The 24,932-nt window shown below is 67.9% G+C and carries 22 protein-coding genes and 1 tRNA gene; 9 read left to right on the forward strand and 14 right to left on the reverse strand.

Translation table 11 applies throughout. The features are described 5' to 3' along the window. Nucleotides 1-95: 95 nt before the first annotated feature. Both DL991_RS25075 and DL991_RS25080 read right to left on the reverse strand, forming a co-directional pair. Nucleotides 96-167 (reverse strand) — tRNA-Gln (locus DL991_RS25075). Nucleotides 168-218: 51 nt separating this feature from the next. Next, the gene (locus tag DL991_RS25080; protein WP_199746437.1) at nt 219-953 is read right to left on the reverse strand and encodes an HAD family hydrolase; all 735 of its coding nucleotides are present in this window, start codon (nt 951-953) and stop codon (nt 219-221) included. A gap of 555 nt (nt 954-1,508) precedes the next feature. On the opposite strand from DL991_RS25080, the gene DL991_RS25085 reads away from it, so the two are divergent. Next, a complete protein-coding gene (locus DL991_RS25085) occupies nt 1,509-2,747 on the forward strand; it encodes an FAD-dependent oxidoreductase (protein WP_199754046.1) in 1,239 nt (412 codons plus the stop codon). A gap of 69 nt (nt 2,748-2,816) precedes the next feature. Here DL991_RS25085 and DL991_RS25090 read toward each other — a convergent pair whose 3' ends face one another. The 6 genes from DL991_RS25090 to DL991_RS25115 form a co-directional block, all read right to left on the reverse strand. Next, on the reverse strand, nt 2,817-3,587 hold the full coding sequence (locus tag DL991_RS25090; RefSeq protein ID WP_125786767.1) for a fumarylacetoacetate hydrolase family protein: 771 nt from the start codon (nt 3,585-3,587) through the stop codon (nt 2,817-2,819). Between the two features lie 9 nt (nt 3,588-3,596). After that, complete coding sequence (cimA, locus tag DL991_RS25095) at nt 3,597-5,231, reverse strand: citramalate synthase (RefSeq protein ID WP_125786768.1); 1,635 nt, start codon at nt 5,229-5,231, stop codon at nt 3,597-3,599. A gap of 377 nt (nt 5,232-5,608) precedes the next feature. Continuing rightward, the gene (locus tag DL991_RS25100) at nt 5,609-6,652 is read right to left on the reverse strand and encodes a 3-isopropylmalate dehydrogenase (protein WP_125786769.1); all 1,044 of its coding nucleotides are present in this window, start codon (nt 6,650-6,652) and stop codon (nt 5,609-5,611) included. 236 nt (nt 6,653-6,888) lie between these two features. Continuing rightward, nucleotides 6,889-10,293: a S8 family serine peptidase gene (locus tag DL991_RS25105; RefSeq protein WP_125786770.1), complete on the reverse strand. Its 3,405-nt coding sequence runs from the start codon at nt 10,291-10,293 to the stop codon at nt 6,889-6,891. 307 nt (nt 10,294-10,600) lie between these two features. Next, nucleotides 10,601-12,199 carry a phosphoglycerate dehydrogenase gene (gene serA, locus DL991_RS25110; protein WP_125786771.1) on the reverse strand — a complete coding sequence of 533 codons (1,599 nt, stop codon included), beginning with the start codon at nt 12,197-12,199 and terminating at the stop codon, nt 10,601-10,603. Nucleotides 12,200-12,300: 101 nt separating this feature from the next. Then, nucleotides 12,301-12,867: a TetR/AcrR family transcriptional regulator gene (locus tag DL991_RS25115; protein ID WP_125786772.1), complete on the reverse strand. Its 567-nt coding sequence runs from the start codon at nt 12,865-12,867 to the stop codon at nt 12,301-12,303. A gap of 98 nt (nt 12,868-12,965) precedes the next feature. Between DL991_RS25115 and DL991_RS25120 the strand changes: the two genes are divergently transcribed. The 5 genes from DL991_RS25120 to DL991_RS25140 all read left to right on the forward strand — a co-directional run bounded on the left by DL991_RS25120 (nt 12,966) and on the right by DL991_RS25140 (nt 17,157). Beyond that, entirely contained in the window at nt 12,966-13,874 is a 909-nt protein-coding gene (locus tag DL991_RS25120) for a TIGR03620 family F420-dependent LLM class oxidoreductase (RefSeq protein WP_125786773.1), read from the forward strand. Then, nucleotides 13,871-14,707, forward strand: coding sequence for a TIGR03620 family F420-dependent LLM class oxidoreductase (locus DL991_RS25125; RefSeq protein ID WP_125786774.1), 837 nt, complete (start codon nt 13,871-13,873; stop codon nt 14,705-14,707). The genes DL991_RS25120 and DL991_RS25125 overlap by 4 nt, the downstream gene beginning before the upstream one ends. Next, a complete protein-coding gene (locus tag DL991_RS25130) occupies nt 14,691-15,647 on the forward strand; it encodes an ankyrin repeat domain-containing protein (protein ID WP_125786775.1) in 957 nt (318 codons plus the stop codon). Before DL991_RS25125 ends, DL991_RS25130 begins: the two co-directional genes overlap by 17 nt. A 300-nt stretch (nt 15,648-15,947) precedes the next feature. Next, nucleotides 15,948-16,889 (forward strand): NADP-dependent oxidoreductase, encoded by a 942-nt coding sequence (locus tag DL991_RS25135; RefSeq protein WP_125786776.1) that lies wholly within the window; start codon nt 15,948-15,950, stop codon nt 16,887-16,889. Nucleotides 16,890-16,893: 4 nt separating this feature from the next. Beyond that, nucleotides 16,894-17,157, forward strand: coding sequence for a nuclear transport factor 2 family protein (locus DL991_RS25140; protein WP_233598966.1), 264 nt, complete (start codon nt 16,894-16,896; stop codon nt 17,155-17,157). Here DL991_RS25140 and DL991_RS25145 read toward each other — a convergent pair. Beyond that, nucleotides 17,154-17,444, reverse strand: coding sequence for a hypothetical protein (locus DL991_RS25145; RefSeq protein WP_125786777.1), 291 nt, complete (start codon nt 17,442-17,444; stop codon nt 17,154-17,156). The genes DL991_RS25140 and DL991_RS25145 overlap by 4 nt on opposite strands. Before the next feature lie 249 nt (nt 17,445-17,693). Further along, nucleotides 17,694-18,644 (reverse strand): helix-turn-helix transcriptional regulator, encoded by a 951-nt coding sequence (locus DL991_RS43415; protein ID WP_233598967.1) that lies wholly within the window; start codon nt 18,642-18,644, stop codon nt 17,694-17,696. A 147-nt stretch (nt 18,645-18,791) separates the two neighbouring features. Here DL991_RS43415 and DL991_RS43420 point away from each other — a divergent pair, with 147 nt between their 5' ends. Together DL991_RS43420 and DL991_RS25155 are read left to right on the forward strand one after the other, a co-directional pair. Beyond that, nucleotides 18,792-19,256, forward strand: a complete 465-nt coding sequence (locus DL991_RS43420) for a hypothetical protein (RefSeq protein WP_125799044.1) — start codon at nt 18,792-18,794, stop codon at nt 19,254-19,256. Nucleotides 19,257-19,299: 43 nt separating this feature from the next. Next, the gene (locus tag DL991_RS25155) at nt 19,300-20,310 is read left to right on the forward strand and encodes a hypothetical protein (RefSeq protein WP_125799043.1); all 1,011 of its coding nucleotides are present in this window, start codon (nt 19,300-19,302) and stop codon (nt 20,308-20,310) included. Here DL991_RS25155 and DL991_RS25160 read toward each other — a convergent pair. The 4 genes from DL991_RS25160 to DL991_RS25175 all read right to left on the reverse strand — a co-directional run bounded on the left by DL991_RS25160 (nt 20,304) and on the right by DL991_RS25175 (nt 24,089). Beyond that, nucleotides 20,304-20,579: a DUF397 domain-containing protein gene (locus DL991_RS25160; protein ID WP_125786779.1), complete on the reverse strand. Its 276-nt coding sequence runs from the start codon at nt 20,577-20,579 to the stop codon at nt 20,304-20,306. The genes DL991_RS25155 and DL991_RS25160 overlap by 7 nt on opposite strands. Nucleotides 20,580-20,654: 75 nt before the next feature. After that, complete coding sequence (ilvC, locus tag DL991_RS25165; RefSeq protein WP_125786780.1) at nt 20,655-21,668, reverse strand: ketol-acid reductoisomerase; 1,014 nt, start codon at nt 21,666-21,668, stop codon at nt 20,655-20,657. A gap of 43 nt (nt 21,669-21,711) precedes the next feature. Next, complete coding sequence (ilvN, locus tag DL991_RS25170; RefSeq protein ID WP_076162709.1) at nt 21,712-22,218, reverse strand: acetolactate synthase small subunit; 507 nt, start codon at nt 22,216-22,218, stop codon at nt 21,712-21,714. Further along, the gene (locus DL991_RS25175; protein WP_125786781.1) at nt 22,215-24,089 is read right to left on the reverse strand and encodes an acetolactate synthase large subunit; all 1,875 of its coding nucleotides are present in this window, start codon (nt 24,087-24,089) and stop codon (nt 22,215-22,217) included. The genes ilvN and DL991_RS25175 overlap by 4 nt, the downstream gene beginning before the upstream one ends. Nucleotides 24,090-24,410: 321 nt before the next feature. Here DL991_RS25175 and DL991_RS25180 point away from each other — a divergent pair, with 321 nt between their 5' ends. Continuing rightward, nucleotides 24,411-24,881 (forward strand): PH domain-containing protein, encoded by a 471-nt coding sequence (locus tag DL991_RS25180; protein ID WP_125786782.1) that lies wholly within the window; start codon nt 24,411-24,413, stop codon nt 24,879-24,881. Nucleotides 24,882-24,932 lie beyond the last annotated feature (51 nt).

The following is a 24,932-nucleotide window of genomic DNA, read 5'->3' on the forward strand; positions in this document are numbered from 1 at the left end:
TTCACCTGCTGTGTTGCTGCGGAGAAACTTACCAGACCGGGTTTCCCTCCTTCGCAGGGGGGTCACTCTGTGTTTCACTCCGGAGAGCTCTCCAGCTGGGGTACCAGGACTCGAACCTAGACTAACTGGACCAGAACCAGTCGTGCTGCCAATTACACCATACCCCAGTGAGGTACCGTTCCGATCTTGACCGGCTCGGTGCCGCACGAGAAAGAATACTAGAGCACGCTGTTCCGCACCGTGAAAGCGGGGGTCTCCGTAGCCCGCTGGGCCGGGACGCCGAGCTTGGCGAACTCGGAAACGAGCAGCTCAGGCAGCTCGTCGAGGCCGGAGATGGTGTGCACGCCCGCCGGGGCGCGCTCGGCGATGCCGTCCCGATCGAGCCAGACGGCACCCAGTCCGGCGTCGCGTGCGCCGATGGCGTCGGTGTCGAGCTTGTCGCCGACGTGGACGGCCTGCGCCGGGTCGCAGCCGAGGCCGAGGCAGACCGAGTGGAACATCGCCGGGTCCGGTTTGGCTACTCCGAGTTCACCGGCGATGGCCACGTGGTCGAAGAACCGGGCGAGTCCGAGGTCGGCGATCTTCTTGCGCTGATGCGTGCCCGAGGCGTTCGTGACGGCAGCGACGAGGACGCCGGCGGCCCGCAGCCATTCCAGGCACGGGAGGACATCTTCGAACAATTGCCACGAACGGGTGAGAATTTCACGACGGCGTCTTTCGAAGCCGTTGACCTGGTCTTCGTCGGCCAGAATGCCGATCTCGGCGAGGAAACATTCAGTACGCTTGTGATGCATGGTCGCGTAATCGATTTCGCCCGCGACCACCAGGGCGACGTGCTCTTCGGTGATGAGATCCCACAGTGGCCAGAGATCGTTCTGGCCGGTGAGCGCGCGCAGACTGAGGCGGATCGCCGCCGTGCAGTCGATCAGCGTGTCATCGATGTCGAGGCACACCAACCGTAACTCCGGAGGCTCCCACGGGGCTCCCTCCGGAGCGTCCGGCGTGGTTCGTGACGGGGTCCGGGGCACGAGAGCGAAATCCACCAAGTGAGGCTAGGGCACTCAGCGCGATCGCGACTCTGCCGATGAGGTGATTAAGGCTGGTCTGTTCCGGCGCGGGCACTCTACTCCCAGTTGGTGAGATGACGTGTTTTAGTTACCGGACAACGAGTAACGCGAGCGGGCGGGTGAATTGCCGATACCCGTGCTCCCGTCCGATTCACAACGCGCACACCCTGTGACGACAACGAAATCCTTACGCCGCTTGAGACGCGGACCGTCCACAAGGGCATTTGCCCGATCGTCGTCCTTCCTGGACTGTCACGCGACCTTTCGAGTCCTTTTTGGACAGTCATTGCCCACGGCCGGGAAGCTCCCGCGAACCGGTGAGACGCAGGCCATAGGCCGAACAGGGCATCCGCTCGGATGGCGCTTGACGCACCCGTCGGACAGGTGCATGCTGAGCTTATTCAACAAGTGATGAATAAGGGTTTCGAAGGGGTGGGACGGATGAGCGAACGCACGAACTGCGTGGTCGTCGGCGGTGGCCCCGCCGGCATGGTCGCCGGATTGCTGCTGGCCAGGGCCGGGGTCGAGGTCACCGTGCTGGAGAAGCACAAGGACTTCCTGAGGGATTTCCGCGGCGACACCGTGCACCCGTCGACGTTGACGTTGCTCGACGAACTGGGCCTCGGGGAGAAGTTCCTCAGCCTGCCGCACAGCGAGATCTCCTACGCCGGGTTTCCCGCCGAGGACGGCACGATGATGCGCCTGGCCGATCTGACCAGGCTGAAGGTGGCGCATCCGTACATCGCGATGGTCCCGCAGTGGGACTTCCTGGACCTGCTCGCCGACGCCGGCGCGAAAGAGCCCACGTTCACGTTGCGGCAGAGCACGGAGATGACCGGGCTGATCCTGGAACGGGGCCGGGTGAGCGGGGTCCGCTACCGCGACGCCGACGGGAAGACCGGCGAACTGCGCGCCGACCTGGTGATCGCCGCCGACGGCCGCTGGTCGCTGGCCCGGCGCGAGGCCGGGCTGACGACGAAGGATTACGCCATCCCGTTCGACGCGTGGTGGTTCCGGATCTCGCGGCGGGACGGCGAACTCGAAGGCGTGCTGACCCCGAAGATGCGGGACCGCCGCTTCGCCGTGCCGCTGCCTCGCAAGGGCTACTTCCAGATCGCCTACCTCAGCCCCAAGGGTGGCGACCTGCGCGAGGAGGGCATCGAAGCGTTCCGGGAGAACGTGGCCGCGATCCTTCCCGACCTGGCCGACCGCGTGGACGAGCTGAAGACGACCGACGACGTCAAGTTCCTCGACGTCAAGATGAACCTGCTGCGGAAGTGGCACCTCGACGGGCTGCTGTGCATCGGTGACGCGGCGCACGCGATGTCACCGGTCGGCGGCGTCGGCATCAACCTCGCGGTGCAGGACGCGGTCGCGGCCGCCACCCTGCTCGCCGAACCGTTGCGCCGGGGCAGGCCGTCGGTGACGGACCTGGCGAAGGTCCGCAGGCGCCGTCTCGCGCCCACGATGCTGGTGCAGGGGCTGCAACGGATGTTGCACAAGAACGTCATGGGGCCGGTCATGGCGGGCAGGCGCAACGGCCCGCCCGCGGTGATGGTGAAGCTGTTCAGCCGGTTCCCCGTGCTGTCCTACGTCCCCGCACGGCTGCTGGGCCTGGGCCTGCGGCCCGAGCACGCCCCCGCCTTCGCGCGGCGGGCGATGGAGCCTGCGGAAAGCTAGGTCCCGAACGCCATGAAAGGTCCTTTCCTTGCAAATTTTGCAAGGAAAGGACCTTTCATGGCACGGGGGTCAGATCTCCTGCACCGGGTTGGTCAGCGTGCCGATGCCTTCGATGGTGATCGAGACCGACTGGCCGTCCTCGATCGGGCCGACGCCCTCGGGCGTGCCGGTCAGGATGACGTCGCCGGGCAGCAGGGTCATCACGCCGGACACGAACTCGACGAGCTCGGGGATCTTGTGCACCAGGTCCGAAGTCCGGCCGTCCTGCTTGAGCACACCGTCCACCTCTGACCTGAGCGCGAGGTCGGCCGCGTCGAGCGAGGTCTCGATCCACGGGCCCAGCGGGCAGAAGGTGTCGAACCCCTTCGCCCTGCCCCACTGGCCGTCGGACTTCTGCAGGTCACGAGCACTGACGTCGTTCGCCACGGTGTAGCCGAGGATCGCGCTCGCCGCGCGGGCGGCGGGCACGTTCTTGACCGGCTGGCCGATGACGATCGCCAGTTCGCCCTCGAAGTCGACGCGGCCGATGCCGCGCGGACTGCGAATGGGCGCGTTGGGGCCGATCACCGTGGTCGACGGCTTGATGAACAGCATCGGGTCCTGCGGGACCTCGTTGCCGAACTCGGCGGCGTGCTTGGCGTAGTTCCGGCCGACCGCGATCACCTTCGACGGCAGGATCGGCGCGAGCAGCCGGACATCGGCGAGCGGCCAGCGCTTGCCGGTGAAGTTGGGGTTGCCGAAGGGGTGCTCGGCGATTTCCAGTACCTGGGCGTCGTCGCCGTCCCCTTCGATCGAAGCGAACGCGACACCACCGGGATGAGCAATTCGGGCTAGGCGCACTCCCCCACTCTACGACCTGTGCGCGGGTGCCTCACTGAGGGACTTGTGCACGAGCGCGTCGCACAGCGCGAGCCAGCTCGCCTCGACGATGTTGCCGTGCACGCCGACGGTCGTCCATTCCCGTTCACCGTCGCTGGTCTCGACGAGCACGCGGGTCACGGCGTCGGTGCCCGGATGGCCGGGCAGGATCCGCACCTTGTAGTCGGCCAGCTCGACACTGTCCAACCAGGACAGATGCGGGCTGAGCGCCTCGCGCAGGGCGGCGTCGAGCGCGTGCACGGGGCCGTTGCCCTCGGCGGTCGCGATCACGCGCTGCCCGGCGACGTGCACCTTCACCGTCGCCTCGGAGACGACCTCGCCGTCGGACCGGTGGTCCAGCACGACCCGGTACGACTCGAGTTCGAACGGCGGTTCGTCGAGGACGTCGCTCTGCGGGCCGTCGACCTCCCGCCGCAGCAAAAGTTCCAGCGAAGCGTCCGCGGCCTCGAAGGACCAGCCTTCGGATTCGAGGCGCTTCACCTTGCGGATGGCGCTCGTCAGCGCCTCGGGCTGGCCGGCAAGGTCGACCCCGAGCTCACGTCCCTTGAGCTCCAGGCTGGCCCTGCCGGCCATCTCGGTGACCAGTACCCGCATGTCGTTGCCGACAGAAGCTGGATCGATGTGGTTGTACAGCAACGGATCCACCTTGATCGCGCTCGCGTGCAGTCCCGCCTTGTGGGCGAAGGCCGACGCCCCTACGTACGCCTGGTGGGTGTAGGGGGCGATGTTCGCGATTTCGGCAAGGGCATGGGAGACCCGGGTGAGCTCGGTGGCGCCTCCGGTCGGGAGCACCTCCATGCCGAGCTTGGTCACCAGATTTCCCGTCACGGCGAACAGATCGGCGTTACCCGCTCGTTCGCCGTAACCATTGGCGGTGCACTGGACGTGCGTCACGCCGGCCTGCACGGCGGCGACGGAATTCGCCACCGCGCAGGAAGTGTCGTCCTGGCAATGGATTCCGAGCCGGAATCCGGTCCGTTCCTTGACCTCGCGGACGGTTTCCGCGAGGTCGAGCGGCAGCTGACCGCCGTTGGTGTCGCACAGCACGGCGACGTCGGCGCCCGCGTTCACTCCCGCGTCGAGCACCTTCAAAGCGGTGTCCGGGGAGAACGCGTAGCCGTCGAAAAAGTGTTCCGCGTCAAGGAAGACGCGACGTCCTTCGCCGACGAGGAATGCGACGGTGTCTCGCACCATCTCGCACGCCTCGTCGACATCGACCCGCAGCGCCCGCTCGATGTGACGCAAGTCCGATTTGGCCACCAGCGTGACCACCGGCGCCTGGGCCTCGAGCAGGGCCCGCACCTGCGGATCCTGTTCGGCCTTGGCGCCCGCCTTCCGCGTCGCGCCGAACGCGACGAGCGCGGCGTGGCGGAGTTTCAGTTCACCCGAAACCGCGCGGGCGAAGAATTCCGTGTCCTTGGGCAGCGCGCCCGGCCATCCGCCTTCGATGAACCCGACCCCGAGATCGTCGAGCAGCCTCGCCACCGCGAGTTTGTCCGTGACGGAGTAGGAGATCCCCTCGCGCTGCGCACCGTCGCGCAACGTCGTGTCGTAGAGGTGGAAGGCGTCGCCGAGCGGCGTATCGGCGGGCTCCGTGCGAGTCACGGGGAACTCCTCATGGTGGTGGCAAAACGTGTTCAGGCAACAAAAAAACCTCCCGCATGGGTGCGAGAGGTTGCGCGCCGGGGGCTCTTGTGGAGCTGTTATCCGGCGCGCTCGGCGATAATGATGGTGCAGGAGGTCACGGACGCATCATGGCACACGCTCCGAGGGGCGTCCACAAGTCGGTCAGAAATTCCCATGTGCTGGGATCACGCCGAGCGGCCGGCCCGCGTGGGTCGTGAGTGGCGTTTCGGGTTCTAACCCGAAACGCCACTCACGACCCACGCGACCACGCCCCCCCCCGGACGCAATGAAGGGGCCTTTCATAGCAAAATTTGCTATGAAAGGCCCCTTCATTGCAGAGCTCGGAGCCCGAACGACTACTGAGTGACCGGGCGCACGTTCGACGACACCAGCGCCGCCAGCCGGTCACCGATCGCGTGCGTCGCACCCGGCGACGCCTGGTCGCGGGTCGCGAGGTCGAAGGCCACCGAGGCCTCGATCCGCCGCGCCGATTCCTTCTGTCCCAGGTGGTCCAGCAGCAGCGCGACCGAAAGCACCGCGGCGGTCGGGTCGGCGAGACCCTGGCCCGCGATGTCCGGGGCACTACCGTGCACCGGCTCGAACATGCTCGGGTTCCGCCGGGTGATGTCGAGGTTCCCGCTCGCCGCCAGCCCGATGCCGCCGGTCACGGCGGCCGCGAGGTCGGTGATGATGTCGCCGAACAGGTTGTCGGTCACCACGACGTCGAAGCGCGACGGGTCGGTCACCAGGTGGATGGTCGCGGCGTCCACATGGGAGTACGCGACGGTCACCTCCGGGTGCTCCAACGAGACCTCTTCGACGATCCGCGACCACAGCGAGCCCGCGTACTCCAGCACGTTCGTCTTGTGCAGGAGCGTCAGGTGCTTACGAGGCCGCGCCTCGGCACGGTTGAACGCGTCGGTCACCACTCGCCGGACGCCGAACGCCGTGTTGACGCTGACCTCCGTCGCGATCTCATGGTCGGTGTCCTTGCGCAGCAAGCCACCGTTGCCCGCGTACGGGCCTTCGGTGCCTTCACGCACGACGACCATGTCGATCTCGCTCGAATCGGCGAGCGGGCCGCGCACGCCCGGGTACAACCGGGCGGGCCGCAGGTTCACGTGGTGGTCGAGCTCGAACCGGAGGCGCAGCAGAAGACCGCGCTCCAGAATGCCGCTCGGCACCGTCGGGTCGCCCACCGCGCCCAGCAGGATCGCATCGTGCTGACGGAGTTCACCGAGTACCGACTCCGGAAGCAGCTCGCCGGTGGAGTGCCACCGGGCGGCGCCGAGGTCGTAGTTCGTGATCTCCGCCGTCGGTACGACCTCACCGAGCACCTTGAGCGCCTCGGAGACCACTTCGGGCCCGATCCCGTCTCCTGGGATCACCGCGAGCCGCATCCACACACCTCCGTAGACCAGGCCACCGGCAGTCCGGATGGCCCATCCGCAAGAAAACGCCAGCAGCGGAAGGTTACCGGCCGTAGCCCGGTAGCCGTAGCCGCACCACCCTTATGCCGGAATCTCCCACAGAGCGAGACAGCCGAAAGGGTGAATACAAGAAGGGACGCCCTGGCGGAAAGCTTGCTGCCAGGGCGTCCCTCACCTCATCGAACGCGGATCACCGCACTACCGCGTCAGCCCACACCGATCGGCTGACGTCCGGTGTGCCGCCCGCCGTTGCCCGGCCGGTCGACACCGGCGTCGCCGCCACCGGCGTTCGTCTGGATCTTCACCACGTTGGCCCGGTTGCCCGAGGCGTTGTGGTGCTCGATCGCCAGCAGGCCCAGCACGGTGTCCTGCGCGGCCGCGTTGCGGTTGACCACCAGCGCCGTGCCCGGCTTCGCGACGTAGCCCAGCGCGGAGTCGCCGCCGCCCTGGACGGTGTACGCGGGAGCCAAGGCGTCGAACGAAAGCGGCGTGCCGACATAGTCGATCGTCGACGAGTCCGCACCCGGCGCCGCGTAGAACCCGGAGGTCCCGACCGTGTAGCTGATCTTGTGCGACGCGGCGTTCGGGTCGATGCCCAGCGCCGCGATGCTCACCGGCAGCACGACGACGTTGGTGTCGTACACGTTCGTGTCGACGTCGCCGAGCTGGCCGTTGATCGGCTGGATGTCCACCTGCGGGAAGCCCGGCTTCAGCGCCACGGTGACCGCCACGAGGACGTCGGTGGCCGTCACCTTGGTCACATAGGTCTCGAAGTCCGGCTGTCCGTCGCCCGTGGTGTCGATGTCCACGAACGGCGAGGTGTTGCTGCCCAGGTTGGCCAGGTCACTCCAGGTGGTGAGACCGAAGGCCAGCAACGCGTTCTCCGGCTCACCCTGCGCCTTGGCCAGCGGGGCCGTGGACGCCGCGCCGATGTAACGCAGGTCGGCGCCCTTGGCGGTCTGGTTCAGGGTGCAGTCGGTGGTGACGTCGCCGTCGCACTCGGGCAGCTGCGGGGACTCCGCCTGCAGCTCGAGCACGCTGATCAGCGAGCGGTACCGCTGCGGACCGGTGCCCTGGTCCACGCCCTTGCCGGTCAGGTTCAACACGGCCTGGTTCTGGCCCGCGCCGAAGTTGACGTTGCCCGGGGTGTTGATGGACGAGACGGGCTTCGGCGCGGAGTACACCGAAAGCCGCAGCGGAACGGTCGTGCCGCTCTTCGGGGTGAACGCGATCCGGCCGGAGGCGTCCGCCACGAACTGCCGGGCGAGCCCGACCTGCGAGGCCGCCATGGTCGGGTCCATGACCTTGCGGAGCGCCTTGGGGTCGGCGATCTTCAGGGTCACCTTCACCAGCGCGACACCGCGCGGGCTCAGCTTCACCGTCGGCTTGTCCACTGTGTACTCGACACCGGGGAGCGAGTTCACGGCTTCGTAGCCCACCGAGTACTCGACCGGCTTGATGCCCTTGTTGACCACCTTGACCGTCTTGGTCAGCGTGACCGGGCCGCCCGCTTCGACGACACCGAAGTTCACCGAGACGAAGCCGGGGTTGTCGACGACGTAGGCCAGGACCTGGTTGTCCAGCGCGGCCTTCGCGTCGATCCGGCCGCTGCCGACGCGCTGCGGACCGTAGGTGCGGCCGGAGGCGTCGCGGATGTCGTGGCCGGCGGTGTTGATGACCGAGGCCTTGACCTCCTCGACCGACCAGTCGGGGTGCGCCTGACGGATCAGGGCGGTGATACCCGACGTGTGCGGAGCCGCCATCGACGTCCCGGAGATGACCAGGCGACCGGATCCGCTTCCGCTCAGCGCGGACGAGATCGAGTCACCGGGCGCCGCGACGTCCGGCTTGACGGCCGGGCCGCGCCCGCCACGCGAGGTGAACGAGCTCGGGGTGTCCACAATGGACTGGTCGGTGGTCGGCACGGACACGCGGCCCTTGCCGGTCATGCGGACCTGCAGCGTGCCGGCGGCCAGCGCCGGGCGGACCGAGGCGGTCGCGCTGCCGGTCAGCTGGAACGTCGGCAGAGCCGCGTTGCCCGCGATTCCGGCCGAGAAGTGCTCCAGCGTGGACGAGAACAGCGCACCCTTGGCACCGGCGGCCTGCGCGTTGTTCGAACGGGCACCGGAACCGCAGGCGCGGGTCGCGTCGTTGTCGTCCCATTCGAGGAACACGATCTTGCCCGCGGCCTTGGCCTTGTCGGCTTCGGAGTACGGCTTGCAGCCGGCGGCGTTGTCGGCCGACAGCGTGACCACCGGCGCGGTGACGTCGAGCGTGTCGTAGGCCGCGTAGTTCTGGCTGAACTGCCCGGTCTTCGCACCCTTGACACCGTCGGGAGCGACGGCTTCGACGGCGTCGCGAAGGACGGACGCGTCACGGCTGCTGGCGACGGTCAGCGCCTCGGGCGTGTTGCCCGGCGCGCCGCCGACGTCGTTGAGGTCGCCGCCGTTGCCCGCGGAGAACACCGGCACGACGTTGTTCGCGGCGATCTTGCGCACGAACAGCGAGTCCGGGTCGTCCGGGGTGGCGAAGTCGCCGCCCAGCGACAGGTTGACCACGTCGAGGTGGTCGGTGAAGTCGCCGTCACCGTCCGGGTCGAGCGACCAGTCGAGTGCCTGGGAGGTGACGTTGGTCGAGCCGTCGCAGCCGAAGACCTTGATCGCGTACAGCAGGGCCTTGGGCGCGGTGCCCGGGCCGATCTGCATCGCTTCGATCTTCTTCTTGTTGAGCTTCTTGTAGTCGCCCGTGAAGGTCTTGCCCGCTTCGTCCACACCGAATCCGGCGACCGTGCCCGCGACGTGCGTGCCGTGGTGGCCGCAGGAGATCGGGTTGGGGTCGGGCTTCGGGGTCTTGAGGGCCGGGTCGTCGCTGCCCGAGTCGTAGGCGTCGCCGACCAGATCGATACCGCCGACGACCTTGTCGGTCGGGAAGGCGGGGGTGGCCTGGTCGCGGTTGATGGCCTTGTACGCCTCGGCCGTACCCGGACCGCCGAAGGTGGCGTGGGTGTAGTCGATGCCGTCGTCGATCACGCCGACGCGGATGCCGTCGCCGTAGCGGCCGGTCTGCTGCCACGACGCGAGCGTGTTGGTCAGCTGGACCGCGCTGGAGTTCGTGCGGGTCTTCGGCACCACCTTCTTGACCGAGACGACGTCCGGCCGCTTCGCCAGCTCGCGGATCTTCGCCGCGTCGGCGGTGACGACCGCGCCCGCGACCGCGTTCGAGGTCTGGGTGACCAGCTGGGTGCCGGCGTCGGCGGCCTTGAGCTGCCCGACGACGGAGTCCACCGTCGCCGCTGCGGCGGCCTTGGCGTCCTTCGCGGCCTTCTTCGCCTTTTCCTTGCCTGCGCCCTTGTTCTGCTCGGCGTTGAAGGCGTCGACGGCGGGCTGCTTGGCCAGCTCGACGAAGGCGGTGATCTGGCCCTGTGCGGCCTTGAGCTTCGGCTCGACCTTCCCCTGGAATCCGTTACGGTCGATCTTCGCCGGCGTGACGCCGTCCGCGAGCGGGACATCCTGTGCGGCTGCCGTCGCCCCGGTCACGGACGTCGCGAGCAGTGCGGCGAAGACCGCGGCCGATGAGCGGATGGCCCATCGGGGTACGCGGGATCTGTTCATGAGTACGTGCCCTCACTCGAGGCCTTGACTTCGAACCTGCCTGCCTCTCGAACACACCCCCGACGGTGAGCCCCGGCGCCGCGCCGTGCCCTTGACGACGCGATGGTTCGGCCTCGCCGGAAAAACCTATCGGCCCATCCGCCCGACTTCAGTAGGCAATTTTCACCGTTATTGAATCTTGCTCTGCGTTTTCGCGAACCCTGCACCTACAACGAACGCATTTAGTCGACTAATTGCGAAAAGCGCGTGAAGGCCCCTTCCCTCGACTCAGCCGAGGGAAGGGGGCCTTCACGCGCTTTGCCGCAGGTCAGCCGAAGTTGACCGCGCGAATCGTGTGCGCGCCCACGGTGGCGCCGATCGGCTCCAGCAGGTGCGAGTCCACGGAACGGTCCACCCGCAGCAGCATGACGGCGTCCGCGCCGTCAGTGGTCTGGCTGATCTGCGCGGCCTCGATGTTCAGGCCCGCTTCGCCGAGCAGCGTGCCGACGCGGCCCATGATGCCCGGGCGGTCCGGGTACTCGAGGAGCAGCACATTGCCCTCGGCACGCAGGTCGAAGTGGCGGCCGTTGACCTCGACCAGCTTCTCGACCTCGTCCTTGCCGGTGACCGAACCGGACACCGAAAGGGTCGTGCCGTCGGCGTGGACCGCGCGAAGGGTGACCAGGCTGCGGAACTTGGGGCTTTCGGGCTCGATGACCAGATCGACCTGGACACCCAGCTCTTCGGCCACGCGCGGCGCGTTCACGAAGGTGACCTGGTCTTCGACGACACCGGAGAACACGCCGCGTTCGGCCGCGAGCGGCAGCACGCTGACGTCCTCGTTGGACAGTTCGCCCTTGACCACGACGGTGACCGAGGCCGGCGCCTTCGGGTTGAGCGCGGTCAGCACGGTGCCGAGCTTCTGGGTGAGCGAGAGGTACGGCCGCACGTGCTCGCCGACGGTGCCCCCACCGGCGACGTTCACCGCGTCCGGCACGAAGTCGCCGCGCAGCGCGAGCAGCACGGACTTCGCGACGTCGGTGCCCGCGCGGTCCTGCGCCTCGGCCGTCGACGCGCCGAGGTGCGGGGTGACGACGACGTTCGGCAGGCCGAACAGCGGGCTCTCGGTGGTGGGCTCCGTGACGAACACGTCGACACCGGCGCCGCCGACGTGACCGGAGCTGACCGCGTCCGCCAGCGCCTGCTCGTCGATGAGGCCGCCGCGCGCGGCGTTGACGATGATGACGCCCTGCTTGGTCTTCTTGAGCGCCTCGGCGCCGATCAGGCCCTTGGTCTCGGGGGTCTTAGGCAGGTGGATCGAGATCGCGTCGGCGCGCTCCAGCAGCTCGTCCAGCGTGACCAGCTCGATGCCGAGCTGCGCGGCGCGGGCGGCCGAGACGTAGGGGTCGTACGCGATGAGCTTGGTGTCGAACGCGGCGAGCCGCTGCGCGAACAGCTGGCCGATCTTGCCGAGGCCGACCACACCGATGGTCTTGCCCTGGATCTCGACGCCGGAGTAGGCGCTGCGCTTCCACGCGCCACCCTGGAGGCTCTGGTCCGCGGCCGGGACCCGGCGGGCGACCGCGAGCAGCAGCGCGACGGCGTGCTCGGCGGCGGAAACGATGTTCGAGGTCGGCGCGTTGACGACCAGCACACCGCGTTCGGTGGCGGCGGGGACCTCGACGTTGTCCAGTCCGACGCCGGCGCGGGCGACGACCTTGAGCGAGGTGGTCGCACCGAGGACCTCGGCGTCGACCTTGGTGGCGGACCGCACGAGCAGCGCGTCCGCCGTCTTCACGGCTTCGAGCAGCGCGGGGCGGTCCGTGCCGTCCACATGCTGGACCTCGACCTCGTCGGAGAAGACACTCAGCACGGAAGGCGCGAGCTTCTCGGCGATGAGGACGACGGGCTTGTTCGGCTTGGTCACGATACGGCTCCCACTATCTGGTCTGTGCCTGCGACTCACTGTTGACGGTCACGCCGTTGTGCCCGGTTGCGCCGCAGTTTAGACCTGGTGACAGGGGATTGTTAACTCGCCCGTAATCCCGCGAAAACGAGATCGAGGAGGCGTTCGAGGGACTTGTCACCCGAAAGGTGTTCGCTGGCCCAGGAAAGCGCGTGCAGCACCACCAGGATTTCGGGCACTGTGACGTCCGCCCGGAGCTCCCCCGCGGCCTTCGCCCTTTCCACCAGTTGGGACACCTGGTCTCGCATGGCGTGACAGGACGCGTAGAGCGGCGAGGTCTCGTCGTTGAGGACGTCGACCATTAGTTCGGGTAGTCCGCGGTAGCGGGCCGACTGTTCACCCATCCCGGCGAGCCAGGCCTTCAGCGCGTTCAGCGGCTCCGCGGAGTCCAGGAGTTCGCGGGCCGCGGCGGCCTGCGTGTCGAAGCCTTCGCGAAGCACCGTCTCGACGAGGGCCTCCCGGGTCGGGAAGTGCCGATAGAGCGTCCCGATGCCGACACCGGCCCGGCGAGCGATCTCTTCCAGTGACGCCTCGACGCCGTGCGCGGCGAAGGCGCGCCTCGCCTCGTCGAGGAGGCGCTCGTAGTTGCGCCGGGCGTCCGCCCGCAGCGGCTTCTTCTCGGTGTCCATCGCGCTCCCGAGCCTAGTCTCGACAAATCGGAGGCAGCCTCCGTATAGTCGGACGACGTAAGCGGAGGCTGCCTCATGTTAGCGGAGAGACTGTTGCGATGAACCTGATCGAAGAAACCCGGAACCGGCTGGGAGCGGTGGGGGTCTGGCTGCCGGTCGGCATGTTCGTGCCGACACCCGACGAGGAACGGCGGGCGATACAACGGCTGGAAGAGCTGGGTTACCGCACCGTGTGGGGCGGCGAGGGGCCGGGCAACCGTGAGCTGTTCGCGTACAGCGCCATCACGCTCGCCGCCACCGAACGGGTGGTGGTCGGCACCGGGATCGCCAACATGTGGTCCCGGCCCGCGTACACCGCCCAAAGCGGCGGGCGGACCCTCGCGCAGGCCTTCCCCGGCCGGTTCGTGCTCGGCGTCGGGATCGGGCACAGCCATCAGGCGGCGAAGACCGGGTCGGACTACCGGCCGCTCGAACAGACCCGTGACTACCTCGCGGCGATGACCGCGGCGGAAAAGGAATTCCCTTCACCGGTGCCGTTCCCACGTGTCCTCGCCGCCGTCGGCCCGAAGATGCTCGAACTCGCGCGGGAGCTGGCGGACGGCGCGCATCCGTTCGCCCAGCCCTTCGAGCACACGCCGTACTCCCGGGAAATCCTCGGCGAGGACAAACTGCTCGTTCCCACCCATTCGGTCCTGCTCGGCGATCGCGAGCAGGCGCGGGCGAGCGTGACCAGGGATATCGAACTGATGAAACGGTACGACGTCCCGCATTACTTCAAGGGCTGGAAGCGGCTCGGCTACACCGACGCCGACATCGACGGCGTCAGCGACCGGCTCGTGGACGGGCTGACCGCGTGGGGCGACGAAGAGCGGATCGCCGGACGGATCAAGGAACTCGTCGACGCGGGCGCGGACACCGTGCTCGTCAATCCGGTCGGGGACGATCTCCCGTCCATAGTGGACCAGCTGGAACGGCTCGCCCCGGCACTGGCGGAGGTGACCCGATGAGCGTCGGAGTCTGGACGTTCTCGTTCGACGGCAAGGAAATCGGCGAACTCCGCCAGGCGGCCGCGGAAGTCGAGGAACTCGGCTTCGACATGTTATGGTTCGGCGAGTACCTGGGGCGGGAGGCGTTCACGCAGGCGGGGCTGCTGCTGGCGGCGACGTCCCGGCTGACCGTCGCCAGCGGCATCGCGCGGTTCTCCCACCGGGCACCCGTCGCCGCGGCCGCCGCCGAACGAACCCTCGCCGAGGCCTATCCGGGCCGGTTCGTCCTCGGGCTGGGCGGGCACTTGCCCGGCGCGAAACCGCTGGAGGCGATGCGCGGCTATCTCGACGAAATGGACGGGACCGAACTGTCCACACCGGACTCTCCGCGTCGACGTGTGCTGGCCGCACTGGGGCCGAAGATGCTCGCCTTGGCCGCCGAACGCACCGATGGGGCGCATTCGTACTTCGTCCCCGTCGAGCACACCGCGCTGGCGCGGGAGACCATGGGACCTTCGGCCTTCCTCGCCGTCGAGCAGGCCGTCGTCCTCGGGCCGGACCGGGAGATCGCGCGGCGGCACGTGTCGATGTATCTGGACCTGGCCGCCCACCATCGGGCGAATCTGCGGCGGTTCGGGTTCACCGAGGAGGACTACGGCTCCGACCGGCTGGTGGACGCGCTGGTCGCCGTCGGGGAGGACGAGATCGACGCCCGGGTGCGGGCACATCTGGACGCGGGCGCGGACCACGTCTGTCTGCAGGTCCTGACCGGCGACGACCGGATCCCGCTGGCCGAATGGCGGGTTCTGTCGGGGGTCGGGGGTAGCGTGCGGGAGCGTGACGTCACCGGCTGAACTCGCTTTCGAACGGGCACGGGAACTGATCGACGCGCGGGACCTCGCCGGGCTCGCGCGCCTGATCGGCGACCTGCCCACGCTCGTCCACGCGCACGGGAAGAACGGGAACGACCTGCTCGGCATGGCCGCCGCGACCTGCGACGAGCGGCTGTGCCGGATCCTGCTCGACCATGGCGCCGATCCGGCCTCGGCCAACGTCCACGGCTGGACGGCGTTGCACCAGGCCGGGTACGCCGGGCTGCCGCTGCTGGTCACGATGCTGCTCGACGCGGGCGCCCCGGTCGACGTTCCCGCCCGCGGCGACGGCGGGACACCACTGGTGGTCGCGTTGTTCTGGGGCCATCGTGAGGCCGCGGAGCTGCTCGCCGCGCGTGACCTCTCCCCCGGCAACCTCCGGGTGGCGGCGGGACTCGGCCGCGCCGACCTTCTCGATTCGCTGCTCGCGCCGGACGGCACGCTCTCCCCCGCGGCGGGCGCGCATCGCGAGTTCCACCGGCCGCACAGCGGTTTCCCGGAATGGCGGCCGAGCGACGATCCCGCCGAGGTCGTCGACGAGGCACTCGCGTGGGCGGCGCGGAACGACCGGTCCTCGGCTGTACGCACCCTCGTGGAGCGGGGAGCGGCGGTGGACGCCGACGTCTACCGGGGCACGGCACTGACCTGGGCCGCGGCTCAGGGCAAGGCTTCGGCGATCAGGACCTTGGCGGAGCTCGGCGCTTCGGTCGACCATCGGGGGACGTTCGGCGGGTTATCCCACGGGGAGGGCGTCACGGCGCTGCACCTGGCCGTGCAGGGCGGGCACGTGGACGCGGTACGGGCTTTGCTCGAGGTGGGGGCGGATCCCTCGGTGGAGGATTCCTTGTACTCCTCGTCGGCTTTGGGGTGGGCCGAGCACTTCGAGCAGAGGGAGATCCTGGCGGTCTTGCGAGGCGCCTGAGCTCGCGCCACGGCGTGCACGCGGCCGAGCGGGTGTTGCGAAAGCCACTTTCGCAACGTTGAAGGTTGCGAAAGTGGCTTTCGCAACGCCCCCGCCGTCGAGACGGCAACGGAGGCGCACGACCCGGCCGCACCGACCCCACGGCGTGCAATGAAAGGTCCTTTCCTTGCAAAATTTGCTAGGAAAGGACCTTTCATTGCACGACCGGCACCCGCTACGCGCCACAGCTGTCCCGATCCTGACGCCCCCTGGCTCGTCCGCGCCTCGCCGAAAGTACGACGAGCACCGAACAATGGCCCCATGCGAGCGATCAGCCAGAACCGCCTCGGCGGCCCCGAAGTCCTCGAACTCGTCGACGTCGAAAGACCTGTCCCCGGCCCGACCCAGATCCTGGTCCGGGTACATGCCGCCGGCGTCAACCCGGTCGACTGGAAGACCCGCAAGACCGGGGGCATCGGCCCGATGGGCGATCCGCCGTTCATCCTCGGCTGGGACGTGTCCGGCGTCGTCGAGGAGGTCGGCGCGGGCGCGTCCCTGTTCTCCCCCGGTGACGAGGTCTTCGGCATGCCGTCGTTCCCGTTCCAGGCCGGCGCGTACGCCGAGTACGTCGCCGCGCCGAGCCGTCACTTCGCGCGCAAACCGTCCACTTTGGACCATGTGCACGCGGCCGCGGTCCCGCTCGCGGGGCTGACCGTCTGGCAGAGCCTCGTCGACACGGCGGACATTCAGCCGGGGCAACGGGTTCTGATCCACGCGGCGGCGGGCGGCGTCGGGCATCTCGCGGTCCAGATCGCCAAGGCGCGCGGCGCGTACGTGATCGGGACGGCCAGCGCGGCCAAGCACGAATTCCTCCGCGGTCTCGGCGCGGACGAGCTCGTCGACTACCGCACGACGGACTTCGCCGAGGAGGTCCGTGACGTCGACGTCGTCCTCGACACGATCGGCCAGGAGTACGGCCCGCGGTCGCTCAAGACGCTTCGCCGCGGCGGCAGGCTCGTCCAGCTCACCCGCACGAACGACGAACGGATGCCGGAGCTGGCCGAAGCCGCTGGAGTCACCGCCGGGTTCACCCTCGCCGAGCCGGATCGCACCGGCCTGCTCGCGCTGGCCGGACTCGTCGACAGCGGACGCCTCAAGCCGACGATCGACACGGTGTTCCCACTGGAAGAGGCCGCGAAAGCCCAAGAACTCGTGGCCGCAGGGAAGACCACGGGAAAGGTCGTGCTGTCCGTCGCGGAGTGACCAGGTGGACAAGCGGAGTCTGCATTTCAAGTTCGGCGAACAGGGCGAGGTCCGGTTCCGGGTGATCCACGAAACCCTCGATCCGGAGGTCGTGATCGGCGAGTTCGACTACCAGGGCACGGCGAGCGACAGCGCGGAATTCCGCGTCACCACCATCTTCGTGCTGCGCGTGCGCGACGGGCTGATCGTCGAATCGCGTGACTACGCCGACCATCTCGCCATCTCCGCCGCGACCGGACGGCTCGACGACCTGTTCGCGCGGCTTTAGGCGGACTCCATCCGGGTGATCAGCCGGCCGGGTGGCAACGGCCTCGTCGGCGAGCGCGTGAACCCGGTGGCGAGTCCGGATCCGCCGGATCTCGCCACCATGAGGGAGGAACCGATGACGAGCATCCGGTCGAAAGCACGCGGAGGGGTCGCGGCGGCGGTGATGGCGATCGCCGCGGGCACGCTGGTGTCGATGGCACCGGCCGCCTCCGCGTCGACCCAGGCCATCCCACCCGACTGCAGCGTGTGGCGGAGCACGGGCTCCTGGGCGGTTTCGTCGAAGTGCACCCAGCGCGCGCACCGAGCCGCGGCGGAGTGCCGTACCTACACCCAGCCCACGTACCGGTGGTACTTCGGCGCGTGGGCGAACAGGAACGAGGTGTCCACAGTGAACTGTCCTCAGGACACGACGGGTCTTCGACGAATGAGCGTGGATTACCCGGACTGATCATGGGCGAAGGCCGCGGCGGCCATCCGAATGTCCACAGTCGACGGTCGTCAGCTGTGGACATCTCGGGCCGGCTGTCGACCGACTGGCTAATCGCGGGCTTCCAGCAGGCCTGCCGCCCGCGCGGTCCGCTGGTACAGCACGTAGCGCCCGTCTCTGACCTTGGTGACGAGACGGGCGCGGTGCAGCGCGCCGAGGTGATAGGAGACGGTGCCCGGGGTGTATCCGAGCCGGGCGGCGAGTTCCGCCGTGGACCGGGCGGTTTCGAGGTCCGCCAGTATGGCCGCTCGGGCGTTGCCGACCACTTGCGCGAGGTTTCCGGACCTGTGGTCCCGGCCGGTTCCGACCCGCTGGGCGGGGTAGTAGAGGACGAGCTGCCCGGGGGTGTCGACCTGGATGATGACGTCGGGCCAGTTGAGCACTCCGGGTGCGAGGACCAGGTCCCTGCCGGTGCCATCGATTTCGCCGTCCCACGTCTTCTCGATGGTGACCGCGTCGCCGGACCAAGCGATGTCGGGGTGGAGCGTTCCGAGCATCCGGCCGACGCCGTGGGCGGCGATGCCCGTCGCGCGATGGGCGATGTCCTGATCGATGATCGAGCGCAGGTCGGGCCAGCCCTCGGAGAGGGTGTCCCGCCAGAACCGGGCGAGACCGTTGGCGAGACGTCGCTGCATCCGTCCCGATTCGGCGATCCGGCGGGTCTCGGCCTCCAGCGGCCTGCGCCAGTGGGTCCGGGTGTAGTGGAAGACCTGGCTTTCGAGGTCGTCCTGCGCAACCGCCTCGATCTGCGCGATCTGTTCGTCGAGCAGGTCGCGGCGCTGCGTGTCCGTGCCCGGCTGCGGGGTGAGCAGGTCGGGCGTGTAGGTGTCGCCGTCCCGCGGCAACAGGTCCGCGAGCAGGGCGACGTCCGGATGGGCGAGTGACGCGCGGGCGAGTGGTCCGGGGTCGCCGAACACCGGGTGCCGTCCTGACGCGGCGGCGAGTTTCAGCCACGCCAGGGATTCCGCTGCGGGGGAAGGGGAAAACCGCGTTCTGGACACCGTATCGGCGTCGACACGCAACGTGAGTACCGCGTCGACGCTAGCAGTCTTCGCGACGGATTTGAACGGGCTCGAATCCTTTCCGGTGCGAGGCCCACCCGGGGTTGAGTGGTGTCTCCGAACAAAACGAACCGGGGAGTGATCGTCATGGGCACAACGAAGGCGAAGAGCCGCTTGAGAAAGGTCGGTGCCGCCGTCGCCGCGGTCGCATCGGCGGGCGGGATGGTCTTCGCGGCGACACCCGCCACCGCCGCCGACTACCCCACCAGCAAGTTCCGGATCGAGGTCGGCGAGAGCTACTACATCGGCACGGTCACCTGGTACAACCGGTCGGTCGGCGTCAACGGGGCGTTCAAGGCCTCCGGTTGCCGACGGGTCTACGCGGAGGCCAGGGCGGGCACGAGATGGCTGGGCTGGCAGAGCTCCAGCACCTGGTGCGACGAATCCGGGCCGGCGCCCCTCACCGTCAGCGCGGACATCGACGGCGGAGCCACCAAGGTCTACGTCTGGATGACCACCGAGGACCCCAAAAAGGGTCTCGAATACTTCACCTGCTTCCGCACCTTGAGCGCTTGCGCCGGTCCTTCCGTGGGAACGCCGCCGGACAACTGACCGATCGGATCCACACCGAGGAGCACCGACAAGGAGGGTCCACTTGAACGTCCGTTCCCTGGCCACGGCAGCGGTTTTCGCACTGATCGCCTGTCTGCTGGCCGCCACCCCCGCGCAAGCGGCGACATCCGTCACCTTCACCCCGCAAACGATCTCGGTACCCAAGCAGGTCCGGCCTGTCGTGCACAGCGTCACTCCCGTAGGCACCATTTCGCTGGACATGACCGCCACGCAGACCGCATACGTGGTCTCGAAGATGCGGGTCAACGACGCCACCATCCGCAGCCTCTTCGACAACGAAATCGTCTGCCGGGGCCCGGGCGGCTGGAGCAAGAACATGGTGATCGGGCAGAACGTCTACGACACGAACTCGGGCTCCCCGAACCAGGACGTGACGCTCTACACCCGCTTCCTCGTCCACCCCGGCGTCGCGGGCACGGTCACCTGCACCGCGAACGTGCGGGGCAACTCGCTCAGCCGGGACAGCGCCGCCACCTACCGCTTGGTCAGCGGGTACCTCACGTTCGCCGACACCTCCGTCACCAACGCCACCGACGGGCAACCGGTGCAGTCCAGCGTGAGCACGGGAGTCCGTGGTCTCCACGCCGATTCCCCGAAGGTGTGGGAGCCCACGCTCGACTACTTCACCCTCCCCTCGACCGTGCAGGGCCTCAACGTGGTGGGCGACGTCGAGCTGCAGGTCTGCCTACGGGGCATCACCTGTGACGAATACAAGACCACAAAGGTGAAGTTCACGCTTTTCGTCAACCAGTGGAAGGCGGACGGCACACTCTGCAAGACCGACAGCAGCATCCAGGTCACGCATGAGGTGCCGTACTGGGTGCACCACAAATACGTGCCACTCAACAAAGCGGACTTCACCGTGAGCAAGGCACCGGGCTGCGTCCCCCGGTTCAACGCCTACGTCAAGGCCGAGTGGCTGGGCGGCGAGGCGGCAGGCATCCAGGGAACGGCCACCGGACTCACCGACTCGGAAGGCTCGACCACCACGCACGACTCCGACATGAGTCACGCGTACGTCTTGCCTTATTGATCCGGCTGGGCGGGAAGGTCGAATTCGCCGTCCCGCACGCCTTTCACGAAGGCGTCCCATTCCGTCGGCGTGAACACGAGGACATGGCCGTCCGGATCCGACGCCTGGCGCATGGCGGTATAGGTGACGCCGTCGGTGTGCGGGATCAGCGCGTACTCCGCGCGGTCTTCGAGGTTCGCGCCTTCCGGTTCCGCCCGGATCCACACCGCGTCGCTCAGGTCCAGGTCGGGCCTGACCTGAGCCTTGTCGTCCACCGGCTGCTCACTCATGGTGTCCACGCTATCGCTTTCCGATACGCAAAACGAAGGGGCCCTTCGCGATGAAGGGCCCCTTCGTGGTGACGACTAGGCGGTCTCGGTGATCGGCCGGTCCACCCACGACATCAGGTCGCGCAGCTTCTTGCCGGTCTCCTCGATCGGGTGCTGGTTGCCCTGCTCCTCGAGCTTGGTGAAGTTCGGCCGCCCGGCCTCGTCCTCGGCGACCCATTCGCGGGCGAAGGTGCCGTCCTGGATCTCGCCGAGGATCTTCTTCATCTCTTCCTTGACCGCCGGCGAGATGACGCGCGGGCCGCGGGTCAGGTCGCCGTACTCGGCGGTGTCGGAGATCGAGTAGCGCTGACGCGCGATGCCGCCCTCGTACATGAGGTCGACGATCAGCTTCAGCTCGTGCAGCACCTCGAAGTAGGCGATCTCCGGGGCGTAGCCAGCCTCGGTGAGCACCTCGAAACCGGTCTGCACCAGCGCGGAGGCGCCACCGCAGAGCACGGCCTGCTCGCCGAAGAGATCGGTCTCGGTCTCCTCGGTGAAGGTCGTCTTGATGACACCGGCGCGGGCGCCACCGATGGCGGCCGCGTAGGAGAGCGCGAGCGCCTGCGCGTTGCCGGAAGCGTCCTGCTCGACCGCGATGAGCGCCGGGACGCCCTTGCCGTCGACGAACTGGCGGCGGACCAGGTGGCCCGGGCCCTTCGGCGCGACCATGGCGACGTCCACATTCGACGGCGGCTTGATCAGGTCGTAGCGGATGTTGAAGCCGTGGCCGAAGAACAGCGCGTCGCCGTCCTTGAGGTGCGGCTCGATGTCCTTCTCGTAGATGGCGCGCTGCTTGGTGTCCGGCGCGAGGATCATGATCAGGTCGGCCTCGGCGCTGGCCTCGGCCGGGGTGAGCACGCGGAGACCCTGCTCCTCGGCCTTGGCCCGCGACTTCGAGCCCTCGGGCAGACCGATGCGGACATCGACACCGGAGTCGCGCAGGCTCAGCGAGTGCGCGTGACCCTGGCTGCCGTAGCCGATCACGGCGACCTTGCGACCCTGGATGATCGAAAGGTCCGCGTCGTCGTCGTAAAAGATTTCCACTGCCATGAGGGGTACTACTTCCTTTCCTGACTTACAGATTTAAGAAGATCTAGCGGGCGGAGGTGGCGGTGATGGATCGGGCGCCCCTGCCGACCGCGACCATTCCGGACTGGACCAGTTCGCGGATGCCATAGGGCTCCAGCATCCGCAGCAGGGCACCGATCTTGTCCGAGGTCCCGGTGGCTTCGACGGTGAGCGCCTCGGGGGACACATCCACCACTTTCGCGCGGAAAAGCTGGACTGTCTCGAGGACCTGGCTGCGCACGGTGGCGTCGGCCCGGACCTTGACCAGCAGCAGTTCACGCTGCACGGCTGTGGACTTTTCCAATTCCACGATCTTGATGACGTTGACCAGCTTGTTGAGCTGTTTGGTCACCTGTTCGAGCGGTAGCTCTTCGACGGCGACCACGATCGTCATCCGGGACACCTCGGGATTCTCCGTGGGCCCGACGGCGAGGGATTCGATGTTGAAACCACGCCGGGAGAACAGTCCGGAAACCCGCGCGAGGACACCGGGCTTGTTCTCGACCAGAACGCTCAGGGTGTGCACGCTCATCGGGCGTCTCCTTCTGTGGCGGCGTTCAGCTCCGCCTCGGCGGCGACTTCGTCGTCGTCGAAGAGCGGGCGGATCCCGCGCACGGCCATGATTTCGTCGTTACCGGTGCCCGCGGCCACCATGGGCCACACCTGGGCATCCTTCCCCACCACGAAATCGATCACGACGGGGCGGTCGTTGATCTCCATGGCGCGCCGGATGGTGGCGTCGACGTCCTCCTTGGTCTCGCAGCGGAGCCCGGCGCAGCCGAGCGCCTCCGCGAGCAGGGTGAAGTCGGGGATGCGGTGTTTGTGCGTACCGAGATCGGTGTTGGAGTACCGCTCGGAGTAGAAGAGGTTCTGCCACTGGCGGACCATGCCCAGGTTGCCGTTGTTGATGACGGCGACCTTGATCGGCGCGCCTTCGATGGCGCAGGTGGCCAGTTCCTGGTTCGTCATCTGGAAACAGCCGTCGCCGTCGATGGCCCAGACCTGCTTGTCCGGCATGCCGAACTTGGCGCCCATCGCGGCGGGGACGGCGAAGCCCATCGTGCCGAGACCGCCGGAGTTGATCCAGGTGCGCGGGTTCTCGTACTTCACGAACTGCGCGGCCCACATCTGGTGCTGGCCGACGCCCGCGGTGTAGACCGCGTCCGGGCCGACGAGCGAACCGATGCGCTCGATGACGTACTGCGGGGAAAGCGTTCCGTCGTCGGGCCACTCGTAGCCGGCCGGGTAGTCGTCACGCCAAGCGCTCGCCTGCGTCCACCAGTCCGTCAGATCCGGCTTCGCGGACTTGTCGGTCTCGGCGCGGACGGCCTCGATCAGCTCGGTGATGATCTCCGCGCAGTCGCCGACGATCGGCACGTCCGCCTTGCGGTTCTTGGAGATCTCGGCCGGGTCGATGTCGGCGTGGACGATGGCGGCGTCCGGCGCGAACGACGACAGCTGCCCGGTGACGCGGTCGTCGAAGCGGGCGCCGAGGGCGATCAGCAGATCCGCCCGCTGCATCGCGGCGACCGCGGCGACCGAACCGTGCATTCCCGGCATGCCGAGGTGCTGCGGGTGCGAGTCGGGGAAGGCGCCGCGGGCCATCAGCGTGGTGACGACCGGGATCCCGGTCAGCTCCGCCAGTTCCATCAGCTGGCGCGACGCGTCGGCCTTGATCACGCCACCGCCGACGTAGAGGACCGGGCGGCGTGACTTGCTGATCAGGCGGGCGGCCTCGCGGACCTGCTTGCCGTGCGGGCGCAGCGTGGGCCGGTAGCCCGGCAGCCGCATCTCCGTCGGCCAGGAGAAGGAGGTCATCTCCTGCAGGACGTCCTTGGGGATGTCCACCAGGACCGGACCGGGGCGGCCGGTCGACGCGAGGTGGAAGGCCTCCGCGATCGTGCGCGGGATGTCCGCCGGGTCGGTGACCAGGAAGTTGTGCTTGGTGATCGGCATCGTGATGCCGCAGATGTCGGCTTCCTGGAAGGCGTCAGTGCCGATCAGCGCGCGGGACTGCTGACCGGTGATGGCGACCACCGGGACCGAGTCCATGTTCGCGTCGGCCAGCGGGGTGACCAGGTTGGTCGCGCCGGGACCCGAGGTGGCCATGCACACACCGACCTTGCCGGTCGCCTGCGCGTATCCGGTGGCGGCGTGGCCGGCGCCCTGTTCGTGGCGGACCAGGACGTGGCGGACCTTCGTCGAATCGAGCAACGGGTCGTACGCCGGGAGAATGGTGCCGCCGGGAATACCGAACACGACTTCCGCGCCCACCGCCTCGAGCGAACGGACGAGCGACTGCGCGCCCGTGACCCGCACCGGGGTCCCGGCGGGCGGCGCCGGCTTGGGTCGGGCTCCAGAGGTTCCCGCATTCGCTTCAGCTCGCGAGGTGGCACTAGTCATCGCTGTTTGCCTCGTCTTGTCTAGTCACTCGTTCGGGTATTCATCGACTGGTCGGGCTGGTGAAATTGTTCCAGGCAACAAAAAACCCCCGCCGACCGGAGTGGTCGCACGAGGGTCGCGCGTCGACGCAGCGGAGACTTCCCTAAGCGTCGACGCGCTTGGGAAGTACGAGGCCGGTCTGCGTTGTCACGAGAGTGAAGCTAGCCGGTCGCCGTCAAGAGTGTCAACTCTGCGGGATGGCGATTCCGCATGCTGGACACCATCGGCGGATGGCGCGACCCGCGTTCGGGGCTCCGAAGGCGGCGGTGCACCATCTTTGACGTGGCAGAAGAAAAGCAGCAGGAACAGGCGAACGAGGACCGCAAGGCCGTCTTCAAAATCCCGAACACGGCGTTGCTGGCGATCGCTTTCCTTGTCGTCTGTGTGACGCCTGTCGCGTTCGGCGACGTGCCGTACCTCCAGTGGCTCTATCTCTTCCCGATCGCGCTGGGGGTGTTCGTCATCCGGACCCGCACGACGGCGACGGCGAAGGGCTTGGAAGTCCGCACGATGTTCGGGCGGCGTGACCTGCCGTGGGCCTCGCTCAAGGGCCTCGCCATCACCGAGAAGGCGAAGGTACAGGCGGTGCTGAAGGACGACACCAAGATCGCCCTCCCCGCCGTGCGCACTCGTCATCTTCCGGTGATCTCGCTGGTCAGCGCGGGTCGCGTGGCCGACCCTTCCGGGCTGACCGACGACGTGGCCAAGGCCGAGGAGAAGGCTCCGGAGAAGAGCGAGAATTCCGGGGAGTAGGATTGGTAGGACCAGTTTGGCGCCAGTTCGCCCTGGTCCTCATCCCGAACC

The organism is Amycolatopsis sp. WAC 01375, from assembly GCF_003947325.1.
GTDB lineage: Bacteria > Actinomycetota > Actinomycetes > Mycobacteriales > Pseudonocardiaceae > Amycolatopsis.